This window comes from Prosthecobacter sp. Pr1 (genome assembly GCF_057652315.1).
This window is the reverse complement of the sequence record NZ_JBYFBS010000006.1, coordinates 264312-280560: the sequence shown is the minus strand read 5'-3', so window position 1 is coordinate 280560 and position 16249 is coordinate 264312. Positions and strand designations below refer to the sequence as shown.

Below are 16249 nucleotides of genomic sequence, written 5' to 3'. Positions count from 1 at the left end.
AGCTTGTTGTATTCAGCAAGCCAACTCCCAACCGCCATGCGTCACACTCATATCCATCTTCTTCCCGTCCTCGCGGCCGCCCTTCTCGTTCCCAATCTTGGCAAAGCAGAAATCGCCGTGAAAAGCGGCGAGAAAATCGCCTTCCTCGGTGACTCTATCACCGCAGGCGGCTGGGGCAACCCCGCAGGCTACGTGCGGCTTGTGATCTCCGGTTTGGAAGCCAATGGCGTCAAAGCTGAGGCAATTCCAGCAGGTGTCGGCGGTCATAAATCCGATCAGATGCTCGCACGTTTGGACAATGACGTGCTGAGCAAGAAACCCCAGTGGATGACGCTGAGTTGCGGCGTGAACGATGTCTGGCACGGACCACGTGGCGTGCCTCTCGATGATGCCATGGCAAAGAGCGGCACTTACGATGACAAGGTTTCCACCCGCGGCACCTACAAGAAAAACATCACGGCGATCATCGATCAGGCGCAGGCCGCAGGCGTGAAGCCCGTCATGCTCACCGCGACCGTGATTCAGGAAAATCTCGACAGCAAAGAGAACGGCCTGCTCGCGCCCTACAATGCCTTCCTGCGTGAACTCGCGAAGGAAAAGAAAATCCCGCTCGCCGATCTGAACGCAATGTTTCAGGAGCGCATCAAGGCCGAGAACAAGCCCAGCGTGAAAGTGCTCACCAGCGATGGCGTCCACATGAATGTCGAAGGCAACAAGCTCATGGCCGTCGGCGTGCTGCAGGCTCTCGGTCTCAATGCGGCCGAACTCGACAAAGCCAAGGCCTCCTGGCCGCCGCTCGAAGCCGCCAGCATCATGGCGGCGCAAAAAGCCGCTGAGGCAAAAGCCAAAGCTGCTGCCGAAAAGAAAGCCAAGGAAGCAGCGGACAAGGCCAAAGGCGTGAAGGCACCGAAGTAAGCATGAAGGCATTTCTTTTTACCACCCTGCTGCTGGCTCCTCTGTCAGCCTTTCAAGCCGCCGATACTGCCGCACCCCGCGATGATGCCGCATGGCTGCGCGAAAAGGGGCAGATGATCTTTCATGACGCCTTCGAGCGTGAGGAGAATGGAAATCTCGCCAAAGCCATCGGCAATGGCTGGAACAGCGCCACGGCAGATCGCGTGCCGCAGATCAAGATGGCAGATCTCGACGACGGCATCCTGAAAATCGCCAGCGCCTCGAAAGAAGCAGGGCATGCCGCGCACATTCATCACGAGGCCGGATTCACCGATGGCGGCGCAGTGGTCCGCTTCCGCTTTCCCGGCCTAAACCCAGGTGAATCACTTCAGCTCGGCTATGTGGACCGCGAATTGAAAGGCGTTCACGCCGGACACCTCTGCTACGGCATTCTCAGCCAGAGCAGCATCACGCTGATCGACCACAAAACCGGCACCATGAACCTGGAGGTCAAAAAGAAGCGCGATGACTTTCTGGCACGCAAAGAAAAACTGCCTGCTGACTTCGAAGCCCTGCTAAACTCCAAGAAGGTGGTCGTCCCATGGAAAGCCGACACTGAATGGCACGAACTCGTCCTCGTCACCGAAGGCAGCGGAATGCGCCTCAGCCTCGATGGCAAAGTGCTCGCCAGTCATCACTCGGAAGGCTACGCCCATCCGATGAAACGCTGGTTCAGCTTCCTGGTGCCGAACACCGTATGGATCGACGATGTGAAAATTTGGAAAGTGAAGTGATCCCCGATGAAGCCCGTCCACATTGCCATCGCCGCCCTCCTTCTCACCGTCACCTTCGCCTGGCGCTCCATCGCCGTCGAACCCGCCGCAGCGCGTCTGGTAGTTCTCACCTTTGATGATTCCGTGGCCAGCCACGCCACCTTCGTGGCACCTCTGCTCAAAAAGCACGGCTTCGGTGCCACGTTCTTCATCACCGAAGGCTTCGAATTCCTCGTGGATAAGGAACACTACATGACTTGGGAGCAGATCCAGACGCTGAATGCAGATGGCTTCGAAATCGGCAACCACACTCGCAAACACGCCGGTGTGTCCAAACAAAAACCGGAACAGCTGGCGGCGGATGTCGAGTTCATCGAGCAGCAGTGCGCGAAATACGGCATCCCCAAACCCGTCAGCTTTTGCTATCCCGGTTATCAGACCAGCGAGGCGGCCGTGAAGCTGCTGCGCGAGCGCGGCTACCAGTTTGCACGCGCAGGCGGTGCCCAGGCCTTTGATCCCGAAAAGGATGATCTTCTCACCATGCCCCAGGCCTTCGATGGCAAACCAGACAGCACCCAGGATCAGTTCAAGGCCGCCGTGGCTCAGGCAAAGGATGGCAAGATCGCCGTCATGACCTTTCACGGCGTGCCCGACATCCAGCACCCCTGGGTCAACACAGACCCGGCCAAGTTCGAAAGTTACATGCAGCATCTCAAAGACGAAGGCTGCAAGGTCATCGCCATGCGCGATCTGGCAAAGTATCTGCCAGCTCGGAAATAAGACGGAGTGGCGGCGTATTGATCACCGACCATGAAACTCATCCTGCTCGCCACTCTCGCTTTTGCTGCCAACGCGTTCGCCCAGAGCGTGAAGTCCAACATTCCCTACGTCGAAAACGGTCACGCACGCCACGTGCTCGACATCTACGCACCTGCCAACGCGAAGAATCTGCCCGTCGTGTTCTGGATTCACGGCGGCGGCTGGACGCAGGGCGACAAAACGGACGTGAAGCTCAAGCCGCAATGGTTCATGGACAAAGGCTTTGTCTTTGTCTCCACCAATTACCGCCTGCTGCCCGAAGTGGACATGGGCACGCTCATTCGCGATGTCGCCAAGGCCTTTGGCTGGATGGAGAAACACATCGCTGAATACGGTGGCGATCCCAAACGCGTGCTCGTGGGCGGTCACTCTGCCGGAGCCCAACTCGCCGCACTCATCTGCACCGACGATCGCTACTTGAAGGCCGAAGGCGCCACGTTCGACTGCCTCATCGGCTGCGTCCCTGTGGACGGCGACACCTACGATGTGCCAGCCATCATCGAGACCGCCGAGACGCGCCTCCGTCTCCACCACCTGCCGCAGCGCGTGAATGGCCATCGCGAAAAATTTGGCGGCACACCGGAAAAGCACATCGACTTCTCCGCTGTCACCCATGTGGCCAAAGGCAAAGGCATTCCGCCATTCCTGATCCTGCATGTGGCCGCCCATCCAGACACAAGCGCCCAGGCGGCACGCCTCGGCAATGCTCTGAAAGAGGCCGGAGTCCCGACCACCGTCTTCGGTGCCAAAGACACCAGCCACGTGAAGCTCAATAACGACCTCGGTCTTCCCGATGACCCGGCCACGAAAGCCTTGGATTCCTTCGTGTCAGGAATCCTGAAGAAATGACCGATTCAGCCAAAATCATGTCTGCATCATGCTGAGGCCGGTGGTTGTATAAGCAGGGTCGCCAACCCGCTCCAACCACCATGAAACTTCTCTGCGCCCTCCTGTTCGCCACGCTGCCGCTTTGCGCTGAATCGATTTTCGATGGCAAGACACTCGCCCATTGGTCCGGCAAGACGGAGCACTGGCGCGTGGAAGACGGAGCGATCACCGGCGAAATTCCCGCCAATCAGCAGCTTAAAGGCAACGAGTGGATCTTCTGGGACGGCGAGGCGCATGACTTCGATCTCACCGTCGAATTCCGCATCACCGGCGGCCCCAGCGCAAACTCCGGCATCCAGTATCGCTGCCAGCAAAGTCCGGACGGCCACGCCAGCGGCTATCAGGCCGATCTCGATCAAGGCGCAGTCTGGCTCGGCCGCATCTATGATGAACACGGTCGAGCGCTGCTCGTGGAGCGCGGCTCTCGCGTCAGCATCGCCCCAGATGGCCGCCGTTGGGCCGACGTTTTCGCCGAACCAAAAAGCCTGGCCACCGTCATCAAGTCCAACGACTGGAACAAATACCAGATCACCGCCACCGCATCCCATGTGGAGGTGCGCGTGAATGACATCCTCATGAGCGTGCTTGATGACCACGAGGCTAAAACCGCCGAGTGGAGCGGCAAGATCGCCTTCCAGCTTCACAGCGGCCAAGGCCCTGCGAAAGTTCAATTTCGCAACATCCAGCTCACCCATCTCGGCAAAACCGATATGCCTCAGCGCAGTGATGCGGGCACTCCTGCTCGCAATGTCAGCACCACCGACGTCCCCTCCATCCCACCACCCGCCGAACTCAACCTCGGCTTCGAAACCGGCACTCTCGCAGGCTGGAAAGCCGAAGGCGATGCCTGGGAAAAACAACCCGTCGAAGGCGACACCGTCGCGATCCGCAAGCGTGGCAACTCCCAGCACGTTGGCAAATTCTGGCTCGGCGGCTACGAGCGCAGTGGAGACAAAGGCACCGGCACCCTCACCTCCACGAGTTTCATCGCCACCCATCCCTGGGCCAGCTTCCTGCTCGGTGCCGCACCAGATGCGAAAAACGAGCGCGTCGAAATCGTCGAAGAAGCCACCGGCAAAATCATCCAGAGCAGCAGCGCCGCCCAGCAGGAAAACATGAAGCGTGTGGCCGTGAATCTGGAAGCCGTCGCTGGCAAACGCATCTTCATCCGCATCATCGACCAGTCCAAGATCGGATGGGGCCACGTGAACTTCGACGACTTCGTCTTCCACGATCAAAAGCCAGCCTTCGCCGTGGCTTCCTTCAGCGTCAGCGCAGACCGCACCAAGCGTGGCGATGAAAGCCCCGTCCTCTGGCACCTCCTGCCCAATCCCGCCAAACCCACCAGCGTCAAAAACGACGCCGCACAAAAACTCGTCGCTGGTATGAAATTGCAGGATGGTTTCCAGGTCGAGCTCATCGCCGCCGAGCCGGACGTTCGCCAGCCCATCGCCTTCTGCTTCGATGAACGTGGCCGCATGTGGGTGGCCGAGGCCTTCAGTTATCCGAACCGCCAGCCCGAAGGGCAGGGGAAGGATCGCATCAGCATCTTCGAAGACACAAATGGCGACGGCTCGTTCGAAACCAAAAAAGTCTTCTGCGAAGGTCTCAATCTCGTCAGCGGCATCGAAGTCGGCTCCGGCGGCGTGTGGGTCGGCGCTGCACCCTATTTGTTGTTCATTCCGAAAGATGCGAACGACGCAGCCGGCAAGCCGCAGATCCTCCTCGACGGCTGGGGCTATCAAGACACCCACGAAACCCTCAACAGCTTCATCTGGGGCCCGGACGGCTGGCTCTACGGCAATCAAGGCGTCTTCACCCAGTCCCACATCGGCAAACCCGGCACCCCCGATGACCAGCGCACCACCTTGAACGCAGGCGTCTGGCGCTACCATCCCGTGCGTCACGAATTCGAAGTCTACTCCCACGGCGGCAGCAATCAGTGGGGCCTCGACTACAACAGCAACGGCCACTTCTTCATGACCCATTGTCGTAGCTTCTGGGGCAAAGGCGGCACCACGAATGCCATCCGTAATGGTCACTTCTGGAATCAGGCCAACAGCAAATATGCCCCCTTCATCTCCGCCACCGCTCCAGACTTCGCGCCCGAACTCCAAAACTATCTCCCTGCCTCCGCCCGTTACGACAGCGGTGAAGGCGGCGCCGGCAAACCAGGCACCACCGCCGTGTATGGCGGCCACTCACACGTCGGCACCCTCATCTACAACGGCGACAACTGGCCTGCGATTTATCGCGACCACCTCTTCACCCACAATCTCCACGGCCATCAGATCAATCAGCAGCACATGGTCCGCACCGGCAGCGGCTACGAGACCTTCCACGCCGGCTACGATCTCCTCTACAGCCCCGCCCCCGACTACATCCCCGTCGATCTCCAAACCGGCCCAGACGGCGCCGTCTATGTCATCGACTGGACCGACACCCAGCACTGCCACAATCCCGAAGACGAAAAATGGGACCGCACCAACGGCCGCATCTACCGCATCTCCTGGAAGGAGACCTACAAGCCGGTGAAGGTGGACTTGGGCAAGATGAGTGATGATCAGCTTCTCAAACTGCAAGCGAGCACCAGTGACTGGCATGCAAGAACAGCCAGAAAGCTCATTCAAGAACGTCCTGCACCGTTTGATGCGGTTGCCAATGGAGTGACAATGATATCACAGGCCGACAACAAACCTGAGCTGACATTGAGACTCATGTGGCTTCTTCATTCTGCTAAAGCCCTAGATCAGCGTCAATTGACCACATTGATTGCGCAAGACAGCGACATCGTCCGTTCCTGGTCCATCCAACTCGCCACCGAAGAAACAGGCAAACCCAAGCTCACCTCCGCCACCCTCCTCAAGCTCGCTCAAACCGACCCCTCACCCACCGTCCGCCTCGCCTTGGCCTCAGCCTTGCCAAAACTGGACACCAAAACCGTTTGGGAAGTCTCCTCCGCTCTCGCCATGCATGCCGAGGACAAAGACGACCGCTTCCTGCCTAAGATGATCTGGTTCGGCCTCGCCCGCGTCATCGCAGAAGACTGGCCCCGCGGCCTCGCACTCGCAGCGAAAACACCTCTGCCATCCCTCGCCGATTCCATCCGCTGGTTTGCCGCCACGACCCCCGCAGGCCGCGAAGCTCTGGTCCCCACGATCCAAACCGAGCGCGATTTAAAAATCCTCGCCTTCGGCATGAAGGACGAAGCCAAAGCCGCCATGCCCAAAACATGGCCCCAACTGCAGGCCAAGTTTCCCGGTACAACCGCAGATCAGCTCTCCGCCCTCTTTGGTGACAAAGCAGTGCTCGCCAAAATGCGCGACCTCCTTGCCGATGCCACACAGCCTCTTCCCCAACGCCGCAGCGCCTTTGATCTTTTAAAGCGCGTCAGCGATCCCGAGGCCACACCCATCTTCGCCAAGCTTCTCGATCAGCCAGACTTCACCAGCACCGTCATCCCGCTGCTCTCACGCTCCAGCGACCCCGCCACCGCGACAGCGCTCATGACTCTCTTCACCAAGCTCAATGACACCGACCGCAGCGCCGCACTCGGCACCCTCACCAGCCGCGCAGAACTGGCCCTGCCACTGCTCGCCGCAATCAAAGCAGGCATCTTCGAAAAGAAACACCTCAGCTCCCTGCAAATCCGCCAGATGCGCAGCCTGAACAACACCGAGGTCAACACTCTCCTCGACGCCGCCTGGGGCAAAGTAAACGACTCCAGCGAAGCCGCCAAAGCCAGCATCGCCAAACTCAAAAAAGCCTATCAATCAGCCCCTCTCTGGGCCTTCAACGGCAAAGCAGGTGAGGAAACTTTCAAGCAGGTCTGCGCCGTCTGCCATGCCATGGGCGGCGTCGGCGGCAAGCTCGGCCCCGATCTCGCCGGCTCCTGGCGCAATGGCCTCGACTACTTCCTCGAAAACATCATCGATCCCAACGCCGTCGTCGGTGACAACTTCCAGCTCCACGTCCTCACCAAAAAAGACGGCACGGTCATTTCCGGTGTCATCGAGCAGGAAACAGCCACCTCCATCACCGCGCGCACCGTCACAGAATCCGTCATCATCTCCAAAGCCGATCTCAAAGACCGCCAGAAGATGCCCGTCTCCCTCATGCCCCCCGGCCTCCTCGAATCCATGCCCGAGCGCAAGTCCCTGGAGCTGCTCAAATATCTGCTGAGCAAGCGGGAGTAGTGGCTCAGTAAGGCCCCCCCCGGAGCTTCATCAGCAGTGAATCAATGTCATTCTAAAACCGGATTGATAGCCGCGACATCAAGTTTGCGCAAAAATGACAAAGGTTTGCGCAAATAGCCTGTTTTCGCCGCCATCTTGCACCGGCCTTGCAGGCCTCATGCAGGCCACCTGCCCTCCGGGCACTGCTGTGCGGCCAGCCAGAGAAAAGGGTGCGTGCATCGGCAGCGCACGCAGTCGCAGCGGCCACGGCCATCACGTGCGCGCTCATCCCATAGCCTACAGCCCCGGCATGCAGCCAGGCGGGCGCGGAAGGCAGGCTCACTCACCACCGCGCCACCGGCATTGAGAGGGGCCGTGGCAGGTCCGTAATCGGCCTCCAGGGCGGCGATGGTGGGTTCAGGGATGGCGGCAGCCTTGCAGCGCTTCAGATCAGCCAGGCGCGAAGCCAGAGCAGGGCAAAGGAGCGCAGCGGCGGGGTCCAGATCCTCAGGGCCTGCCTCGCAGATGAGGGCGGTGCCATCCCATACGGCTGTGGCAGCGGGGGCGGCATAGATGCCAGTCGCGGGCCTCCACTGCCTCAGCCACAGCCGCGCCAGATCCATGTCAGAGATTGCCGTCATGCCACCACCTCTACATTGAAGAGAATGTCACAAGCAGGGGCCGTGGTCGCGCCAGTGCCATTGAATTCAAGCTTGAGCTCCATGCCGCATATCACCTTGAAGGTCACATCATCATCACCTGTGAGTCCCGCGCTATCGCAGCTCACTCCCCCGGTCCCTCCCACCATGGAGATGGCAGGCTGAATGGACACTCCAGCCCCGCCCCGCAGCAGCAGCTGCGAGAAAGCATACGGTATGCTGGCCACCGCGCCGCTGGTCCCTGCCGCCGTGAGATGGATCGTCCCGCAGCCAAGGAACTTCAGCGTGCATGAAGCATAGGGGTCAATCTCCGCGCCGGGATCTCCGCCAGGGCAGTAGCGGCCCGGTGGGAAATGCACTTCCCAGGTGCCATGAGTGGCAGAGGCCGCAGTCCAGGTGGATGTAGCCCCACCGCCTTGCACGATGTTCGGCGTCAGCACCGTCAGGTTCATGCACTTCCCCAGCCTCATGCCGGAGTTGCCGCCCCCCGCAGCACATGGCTGGTGGTGGTGATCGGTTCTCCCGCTCCATCCACATCGCAGCCTTCCGTGTCCTGGAAGCTGATGGACTCACCCGGCTGAATGGCCGCTGAGACAGAGCCACCTGCACCGTCATTCATGGTCAATTGATGGTAGTCCAGGATTAGGAAGCCTCCCCCGGCTTTAGTCTGGCCGATACCAGCATTGGCTCCCACGTTTATTTCATCGCCGTCCGCAGTGATCGTCAAGCCATGAGCGATGTCCATTTCGAGACTGCCACTGCCCCATGTATAAGTGACACTGCCCGCATCATAGATGGCTGTGCGGCTGCTGGTAGCCATCACGATCTGCTCATCAGTCACAGAGTTCGTCTTGCCGCTGCCGCCGTCCAGCAGCATGTGCGCGGCTTCCAGCGTGCTGGTGCCGGTGCCATTGGTCACCACGACGCTGCCAGGCTGAATGGTCGTCTCAAGGCTTGCGGCGATCATGCGCAGCTGCCCGAGCGTCAGCGAGGTCTCCTCACTTCCTTCGCGGATGACGAGTCCGGTTCGAGTCAAAGTCACACCATCACCGGCAGAGTCGAGCACCTCGATCTTCGTGGGCTTCACCTCGCAGGTATTGCCCTCGGCGTCTTGATAGAGGGTGCGGTTGTTTTCCGTCTGGTGGGAGATGAATGATCCGTCTTCAGCTTCCAGCTTCAGCTCGTCAGGCGTCACCTTCACGGTCTTTCCTGCCGCCTCATTCCTCACCTTAAGATTCCCCGGCGTCGTCACCACCTCGTCACCACTGCCCGTGTTTTTGTTGCTGGTCGTCGGGCCAGCCTCAGCCGTCATGTCAGTCAGGTGCACCGCCGTGGATGTCGTTATCTTGATCTTCTGCTCGCCATACGAGACGCTCGATTTGATCGCTCCCGGCCCCACCAGATCATCCAGCTCATCGTCTTCAGGTTCCGTGGCAGGCACCTCACCCAGCGCCTGCTGGTCCAGATCTGCGGCCACCACCGTGCGCTGCCGCACCATGGGCAGCAGGCTGGCATATTCTTCGATGCCTAGATGCTCCGCCGCCCCCGTTTGGATGGTGGTCGTGCCCGTGTCGATCTCACGCGTCAAAGAATGCACCTGCGTGCGCATCTCAGTCCACTCACTCAGGCCGCCCGTCATATTGATCACATCGCCCAGTGCCACAGGTTCATCGCACTCGCTTTTCACCAGTTTCAGCGTGCCATCATACTGCGCCACACTCCACGCCGCCAGCAGCTCATCCGCCAGCCCCGTGGTGATATACGCCCCCGTCATGATCTGCGGGATCGCACCGCTGATGATGGTCGACTCCTCCTGGATGCGCTGCTCATACTCGCCGCTCAGCTTCGTCACAGGCACCAGCATCTTCACCGTGCGCCGCTCTTGGGTCTCCGTGGTGGTGATCGGCGCTGCATCAGGGGTTTCCGTCTTGGTGGTGCGTATGGTGAGGTAGCCTGTCACCAGTGCCACTCGTGTGTTGGCGCTGAGCCGTGATTTCGGCATGCCACCTTCCAGCCACTGCAGTTCACATCCCCCCAGACCATCTTTCCCGGCGTTCTCTGGGGCATCCGGGGCAAACTCAATATTCGATCCGTCCCCCACCACAATGTCAGCCGCAGTCGCCGCACCGGTGTCGGCGTACTTGAAAAACCATTCCTTGGTCATCTCGATGGCTTCACTCACCACCGTGTACTTGCGCGTCACAGCCGGGATCGTTGTCGCATTCGTCGCAGCAGCACCACGCGCATTGCCACCGCAGTCGATCACCGCCTTGAGCAGCCGCGTGCCCGTGGTCTCCCCGGCCTGATCCGCGATGCGGAAGGATCGGCCCGAAGGATACAGCCCCGCATATGTGATCGCGATCCCCCGCACCACCAGGTCACTACGCCGCTTGAATTTGCGCGCTACGATCACACCGTTGCCAGCATATGAATACGTGCGCGCCGTGGCCTCGCTGCGCTGCACAAAGGAAAGCGTCGGCGGTGTCGTGGAGTAGTCCCATTGCTGTATCGCATCAGGCACCCACCCCAGCGCCTGGCGCAGCACCGTTTCAAACGTCGCATTGATGATCCGCTGCGGGATGGGGTTCGCGGTAAAGCCACTGCCCAGCATCTCACCCATCTGCATCACTCCACCGCCGAAGTAGTTGTTGCACGCCGCGATGATCGCCGGGATCTCCATGGAGATCGGCCTCTTCGACCAGCCCGAGCCAGCGCTGACGTTCGCAAACATGGCCACCCTGGCGGAATTCTGCGCACCCCCACCCCCGTGGTGGTGCCACGGCTGCTCATAGGTGCCCTGGGTCAGGTACCACCACAGATCCGCAAACCGCACCACGATGTTCTGGCTGAAGCCGGTTTCATCATGTTCAGGATCAAGCGCCACCCCCTTGAATTTGGTCACCCCATCCAGCTTCAGCGTGATCACGTCCTCATACGCCCACGGCAGCGTCGCCAGCATGTTGCCCGGGATCTGCGCCGTGAACATCCCCGCTGTCAGCGACTGCTCAGTGATCACGCAATGAGTCATCCCCCAGTCTTTCAGAGTGCGGGTGTCATCTTCAAAGGTGAGCGTCCAGACGGCCATGGCGGCTAGGCTGTGAATGTACCGTTATAGATGGAAGCAAGAACAGTGTCCGAGGTGTTCGCACCTGTATTCGCTTGTGAAAACGGGCCGATGGTAGTCAGCCCATTACTGCTGGAACTCCCGTCAGAGCCATTCGTGCTGCCCACGCCAGCAGCCCCATACGCCCCCGGTGCAGTGTCATGCGAGCTCCTCTCAATGGATCTGCGTATGCTGATGTTGCCGCCTTGGCCGGCAGCCCCTCCGTTGCCGCCGTTGCCTTGACCAGCGGCATCGTAAGGTGAGTTGCCGCCGTTGCCCCCGTTTCCTCCACGACAATAGGCTGCATTATAATCGCAGTCATCAATGATCAACGAGGCATTCGATCCATCGCCGCCATTACCTCCATTCCCAGACATGGTGGCGCTGCCATCACCATCTCCCCCCGCGCCGCCCGCCCCCCCCGATCCGCCATTCACAGTGATCTCATTGACCACATAACATCCGCTCACAGCCCCTGATCCGGCCGGACCCATGTCACCAGTGCCGCCCGTGCCGCCGTAGGTGCTTCCCGTTGCACCAGCAGCGCCAGTGGCGGCAGTGAATGTGATCCTTGATATTTTCAACATCCAGACCCCGTTGCCGATGACACTCCCGGTGGTCATGTTGACCTCGCCAAAGATCGTTTGATCCCTTCCGACCCCCAACAGCCAAAGGGTCGTGGATGGCGTCGAAATGGAGATGTTGCCGAAGCTGCCCACTCCGCCGCGCAGGACGAAGTAGCCTGCATCCACCGCAGCCTGCGCCGTGAGAAACGGCGCACCAGGCGACCCGTCGCCCGTGGTGTCATCACCATCGCTGCTCAGATAGGCGACGAAAGGATCAGTCATGCCAGCCCCGCCGCCACCACCCGCAGGCGCGGCCCATGTGCCATCGGCACGTAGAAAATTAGTCGTGCCGCCGCCCAGCTTGGGCAGCAGGCCATGCGCGGAGGTGGTGGCATTGAGCGTGGTGACATCCGTGGGCGCGGCCAGCTCATCGAGCTTGATCGCATCGGCGCCGCCAGACTTGTGCGCGGCAGCGTGCGCTGATGGCGCAAACGTGCTCGGCTTGTTCGCGATGATGCTCCAATCAGGGGTCACATCCGCCATCTCGATGTAGCTCGCCTCGGTCGTCTTGCCGCCGCTGCCGGTGTAGATCCAGCGCCGCCCGTCGGTCGTCGTCACGATGGCACCGCCAGTCACCGTCGCCTGCTGCGGGCTGGTGAGATCCGCGATCCCGCCGCTGCTCACCACCTGGATGCCGCTGTAAAGGAGCGGGATACGCGCCACGTCGATGGTGCCTGTTGTCAGCGCGTCCGCGTTGAGGTTGGTCAATGCGCTGCCGTTGAGCGCAGGCAGTGTGCTGGGGAAGCGTGCATCTGGGAGCGTGCCGCTGGTGAGATCCGCTGCGCTGTGACTGTGCGCCACGGCAGCGTACACCAGATCTGCCTTGGCCTTGATGGCCAGCCAGAGATTGGCCCATGTGATTTTCTTCGTCTGATTGCTCGCCGCGCTGTCGGAGAGCGGCAGCTCATCCGCGTCCACCAGCGTCGTCTTGGCGGTCGCCGCATGGGTCTGTGTTCCCAGCAATGAACCGATCAATGAATTGAAAGCAGCGGCAGTCAGCTGCCTCACACCGCCTGCGATGTTCACAAACCAGTTCGTGGGTGTGGTGGTGGTCGTGGCCTGGTCTTGCAGTTTCTTGCTCATAAAAAAAGGGGTTCAGTAAGTGAATTCTTCGTCGTCTTCGCCGTCGGTGAAAATCTCGCCGTCGCTGTCCAGCACCAGCTCCTCAGCGGTTGGGCGCACTGCGGTCAGAGAAAAAGTAAAACGGTTGCTCACACCAGTGCGGTCAGTGGAGATGCGGTTGATCCATGCCTGCGCGTATGTGATGCGCACACCGGCATGGTATTCCTTGAGCACACCGCCCTTGGGGCATTGCGCTTGGATCAAGCGCGACTGCATCAGCGCATCTTCCAGGCTGGCACATGCCGGGAATGCCACGGCATAACTCAAGGAGACGCTGCGCACCGCATGCTCAGGGAAGGCCGTGGGTGCATCATCTCGGCTCAGCGTCGTCACCTGCGTCTGCTGTTGCATGTCCACGCTCTCATCACCCAGCACTTGCAGCGTGCGGTCATCGCCGTTGGCGATCGCAAAGTCAGTGCCTCCATCATGCAGATCAATTGTCATTGCTGGGAAGTCCTCAGTTTGGCGTTTAGGTTTGCCACGGCCTTTTCCAGCGCGGCGATCTGTCTTGCCTGATCACCAAAGCGCTTGGTAATGATTGGTGTCAGCGCCTGCACATGTTGTACTACCAGCTGCATTTCCTTGGCCGTAGCGCCGCCGTCGCGCAACTGCTGCACAGCCTTGGCCAGCTCACTGCCAGCCGGTCCTAGATTCTTCGCCAGGTTGTCCAGCGGCCCCGTGATGCTGCTCGCATCCACCACGGCCTCAGGCCCGCCCTTGGTGGCGTTCTTTGCACGCTGCCGCTGCTCCAGCTCCAGGGCGCGGCGCTGCTCCTCGGTGGCATTGTCCGGCAGCTTGGCGCGCTCGGCTTTCTTCCGCAGGTTTTCCGCGCCCTTCGTATCGCCGCGCATCTCTGCGTCCTTGGCATCGTTTTCGAGTTTGCGCGCCTGCTCTTCAAGCTGCTGCTTGCGCTGCTTTTCAGCCGCCTCGCGTTCGGCCTGCGCCTTTGCGGTTCCAGCCTTCACGAAGTCCTCAGAGTCTTTGGCCTCAGAAGCCTGCAATTGCAGCTTTTTGAGGGCGAGCTGCTTCTCGTTGTCCGCTTCAGCTTGCCGGATATTAGCCACGGCTTCGGTTGCCGTTTTCAGAGCTTCATTAGCGGTCTTTAATTCAGCATCTATTTTTTTCTGCTGATCAGCGGCTTCCTGCAAAGCTTGCGCGAGAGACTGCGCTCCACGCCGCTCCTCATCATCCTTGGAATCCTTGGCCTTCTCAGCCTGGCCTTTGAGCCGGTCAAAGGAAAGCCCCTTGCCAGATTCGAGATCTTTGCGCGCCTGATCGAGGCCCGCCGCTTCTCTGGCGATCGTGTTGTGCAGTTCTTCCAGCTTGGCCTGAAGTTCCTCATACTCGCCTTCATACGATCCAGTGCTCTCCATGGTGGCACCGGGAGCATTCAGCTGCTTCATGCGCTCAAGAGCCTCATCACGCTGCTTGGCGGCTTCTTCATAAGCCTTCACCTGCTGCGCCTGATCACTGAGCCCGCCGAATTTTTCACCGTAGGATTTCTGTGCGTTGTTTGCCTCTCCTACTTTCCCCTCGGCTTCATCCTTCTGATTGTGGACGTTGGAAAACTGGCGGCGCAGCATTTCGGCCTGTGCCTTCTCAGCTTCAAGGTTGCGCTTTGCCTGCTCGATGGCGCTGGCGTCATTCAGCGCCGCTTTTCGTGCATCATACTCGGCATTGACGGCCTTCTTTTCATCATCGGTTTTAGCACCAGTAAGCGCAGTCTGGCGGGCGATCTCCAGTTGAGAGTTGGCGATCTCTGTTTGCACCTTGGCCACCTCGTTGTGGTAGCCCAGCACCTTTTTAATTTCAGCCCCCATCGTGCTCCATGCCGTGGAGGCGCGCTCCACATCGGCAAGGTACTTGTCCAGTTCCAGTTGGAAGGCTTTGTTGGAAGCTTCGCCCGCACGCGCAAGACTCTCACGCAGCTGCTCAAGAGATTCATTGACCTCGTTCGTTTTTTCCTTGGCTTCATCTGCTCCGCCAAACTTGTCCCACAGCAGATTCACCGCTACGGCGGCAATACCGACGACACCAGCCAAGCCAGCACCCAGACCCAGAGCCGCGGCCAGCTGTGGGATCTGGTTCATCACGCCACGCAAGCCATACTGCATGTCATCCGCGAACTGAGCTCCGACCAGCAGCGCGCTTCCGATATCGCGACGCGTGCCCTGCATCGCGGCACCGAGCTGCTTCGTGTTCTCAGTGGCCTCACGTGCCACACGCTCATTCTTGAGCCGCACCATGATCTCCTGCTCCAGCTTCTCAGTATTCGCTTGGAGCCTGCGGCCTTCGGCCTCCATGTAGAGCTGATCTTCCTGACGGCGGCGGCGCTGGTTGGCCGCCTCTTCTTCCTTCACGTCTTTCTCGTGAAGGGCCATCTCAAAGTTGGTTTTGAGCTGTGCAATGCGCTTGGACTCCGCAGCAGCGGCCGCTTGCAGATTCTGCTCCAGCTTCGCGATCTTCTGCGCCACCTCGTCACCGCTCGCCCCGGTTTCTTTCAGCTCCGTATTGAGCCGGTCAAACTCATCCGTGACGTGGGTGATGAACTTGCTGTCAACGCCCTCACCTTTGAGAGCGTTGGCCACGCCTTGCTTCAGATCTTCAAACAGCTCATCATACTGACTGCGCGCCTGATCGACACCGCTTGAATCAGCGGTGGTGACGATTTTGATTTTGACCTGGCTTTCATTGTCACCCATGGCGGCGGTGGTCGGCAGGTGTTAGCTCACGGGAGGCGGCACAGCTTCGGCTTTGCCGCCGCGTACTTTTTTCACCACGGGAGGGACTCCTTCTGCTGTGAGAGCGGTGGAGGCCTCACCATCGACAATGGCAATGCTAGCCACCGCGTTAGGATTGAGCGCAGCTTCAAAACGCTCCACGTCCTGTTTCTTCAGCGTGCTGCCCAGCGAGATCAGCAGACGGTTGGCCGCGCTGTAGCTCGCCGCCAGTTCATTGTCCGGGTAGCGCGCCGCACTGGTCGCTGCAAGGCGCGTGCAGAGTGCAGGCAGGTTCTCAGACTGCTTGACTGCCTGTGCTTCGATCTTCGCCCAGCGGGGAGCATCAAAACAGCCCTTGAGCTTGGTGCAGGCTTCCATGCTGATGGGGGGCGCGGCGGATGGCGCGGCTGTTTCTGTGATGGGTGTGACGAGCGTTTCCATAAGTGAAGGATGAGGTGTGGAGTCGTGGG

General features: G+C 59.9%; 12 protein-coding genes. 5 read left to right on the top strand and 7 right to left on the bottom strand.

Annotated features, from left to right (window positions below; translation table 11 throughout):
• Positions 1 to 36 precede the first annotated feature (36 nt).
• From AC24GY_RS12940 to AC24GY_RS12920, 5 genes are all read left to right on the top strand, one after another.
• Complete coding sequence (locus AC24GY_RS12940; RefSeq protein ID WP_487683451.1) at positions 37 to 915, top strand: SGNH/GDSL hydrolase family protein; 879 nt, start codon at positions 37 to 39, stop codon at positions 913 to 915.
• 2 nt (positions 916 to 917) lie between these two features.
• Entirely contained in the window at positions 918 to 1688 is a 771-nt protein-coding gene (locus AC24GY_RS12935; RefSeq protein WP_487683448.1) for a family 16 glycoside hydrolase, read from the top strand.
• Positions 1689 to 1694: 6 nt separating this feature from the next.
• On the top strand, positions 1695 to 2447 hold the full coding sequence (locus tag AC24GY_RS12930) for a polysaccharide deacetylase family protein (protein WP_422318123.1): 753 nt from the start codon (positions 1695 to 1697) through the stop codon (positions 2445 to 2447).
• A gap of 30 nt (positions 2448 to 2477) precedes the next feature.
• On the top strand, positions 2478 to 3335 hold the full coding sequence (locus tag AC24GY_RS12925; protein WP_487683444.1) for an alpha/beta hydrolase: 858 nt from the start codon (positions 2478 to 2480) through the stop codon (positions 3333 to 3335).
• An 80-nt stretch (positions 3336 to 3415) separates the two neighbouring features.
• Positions 3416 to 7570: a PVC-type heme-binding CxxCH protein gene (locus tag AC24GY_RS12920; protein WP_487683441.1), complete on the top strand. Its 4155-nt coding sequence runs from the start codon at positions 3416 to 3418 to the stop codon at positions 7568 to 7570.
• Positions 7571 to 7725: 155 nt separating this feature from the next.
• Here the strand turns inward: AC24GY_RS12920 and AC24GY_RS12915 are convergent, their stop codons facing one another.
• Genes AC24GY_RS12915 through AC24GY_RS12885 form a run of 7 tightly spaced genes read right to left on the bottom strand, consistent with a single transcriptional unit; the run spans position 7726 to position 16220 of the window.
• A complete protein-coding gene (locus AC24GY_RS12915; RefSeq protein ID WP_487683438.1) occupies positions 7726 to 8190 on the bottom strand; it encodes a hypothetical protein in 465 nt (154 codons plus the stop codon).
• Positions 8187 to 8660, bottom strand: a complete 474-nt coding sequence (locus tag AC24GY_RS12910) for a hypothetical protein (RefSeq protein WP_487683435.1) — start codon at positions 8658 to 8660, stop codon at positions 8187 to 8189. The genes AC24GY_RS12915 and AC24GY_RS12910 overlap by 4 nt, the downstream gene beginning before the upstream one ends.
• A 14-nt stretch (positions 8661 to 8674) precedes the next feature.
• Positions 8675 to 11293, bottom strand: a complete 2619-nt coding sequence (locus tag AC24GY_RS12905; protein ID WP_487683431.1) for a hypothetical protein — start codon at positions 11291 to 11293, stop codon at positions 8675 to 8677.
• 5 nt (positions 11294 to 11298) lie between these two features.
• Entirely contained in the window at positions 11299 to 13020 is a 1722-nt protein-coding gene (locus tag AC24GY_RS12900) for a hypothetical protein (RefSeq protein WP_487683429.1), read from the bottom strand.
• A gap of 12 nt (positions 13021 to 13032) precedes the next feature.
• A complete protein-coding gene (locus AC24GY_RS12895) occupies positions 13033 to 13503 on the bottom strand; it encodes a hypothetical protein (protein WP_487683427.1) in 471 nt (156 codons plus the stop codon).
• Complete coding sequence (locus tag AC24GY_RS12890; protein ID WP_487683425.1) at positions 13500 to 15761, bottom strand: hypothetical protein; 2262 nt, start codon at positions 15759 to 15761, stop codon at positions 13500 to 13502. Before AC24GY_RS12890 ends, AC24GY_RS12895 begins: the two co-directional genes overlap by 4 nt.
• 21 nt (positions 15762 to 15782) lie before the next feature.
• The gene (locus AC24GY_RS12885) at positions 15783 to 16220 is read right to left on the bottom strand and encodes a hypothetical protein (RefSeq protein ID WP_487683423.1); all 438 of its coding nucleotides are present in this window, start codon (positions 16218 to 16220) and stop codon (positions 15783 to 15785) included.
• Positions 16221 to 16249: the final 29 nt, after the last annotated feature.

Excerpts from the sequence above, each read along its gene's own strand:
- AC24GY_RS12940 (WP_487683451.1), top strand. The coding sequence starts at position 37 with ATGCGTCACACTCATATCCATCTTCTTCCCGTCCTCGCGGCCGCCCTT.
- AC24GY_RS12935 (WP_487683448.1), top strand. The coding sequence starts at position 918 with ATGAAGGCATTTCTTTTTACCACCCTGCTGCTGGCTCCTCTGTCAGCC.
- AC24GY_RS12930 (WP_422318123.1), top strand. The coding sequence starts at position 1,695 with ATGAAGCCCGTCCACATTGCCATCGCCGCCCTCCTTCTCACCGTCACC.
- AC24GY_RS12925 (WP_487683444.1), top strand. The coding sequence starts at position 2,478 with ATGAAACTCATCCTGCTCGCCACTCTCGCTTTTGCTGCCAACGCGTTC.
- AC24GY_RS12920 (WP_487683441.1), top strand. The coding sequence starts at position 3,416 with ATGAAACTTCTCTGCGCCCTCCTGTTCGCCACGCTGCCGCTTTGCGCT.
- AC24GY_RS12915 (WP_487683438.1), bottom strand. The coding sequence starts at position 8,190 with ATGACGGCAATCTCTGACATGGATCTGGCGCGGCTGTGGCTGAGGCAG.
- AC24GY_RS12910 (WP_487683435.1), bottom strand. The coding sequence starts at position 8,660 with ATGAACCTGACGGTGCTGACGCCGAACATCGTGCAAGGCGGTGGGGCT.
- AC24GY_RS12905 (WP_487683431.1), bottom strand. The coding sequence starts at position 11,293 with ATGGCCGTCTGGACGCTCACCTTTGAAGATGACACCCGCACTCTGAAA.
- AC24GY_RS12900 (WP_487683429.1), bottom strand. The coding sequence starts at position 13,020 with ATGAGCAAGAAACTGCAAGACCAGGCCACGACCACCACCACACCCACG.
- AC24GY_RS12895 (WP_487683427.1), bottom strand. The coding sequence starts at position 13,503 with ATGACAATTGATCTGCATGATGGAGGCACTGACTTTGCGATCGCCAAC.
- AC24GY_RS12890 (WP_487683425.1), bottom strand. The coding sequence starts at position 15,761 with ATGGGTGACAATGAAAGCCAGGTCAAAATCAAAATCGTCACCACCGCT.
- AC24GY_RS12885 (WP_487683423.1), bottom strand. The coding sequence starts at position 16,220 with ATGGAAACGCTCGTCACACCCATCACAGAAACAGCCGCGCCATCCGCC.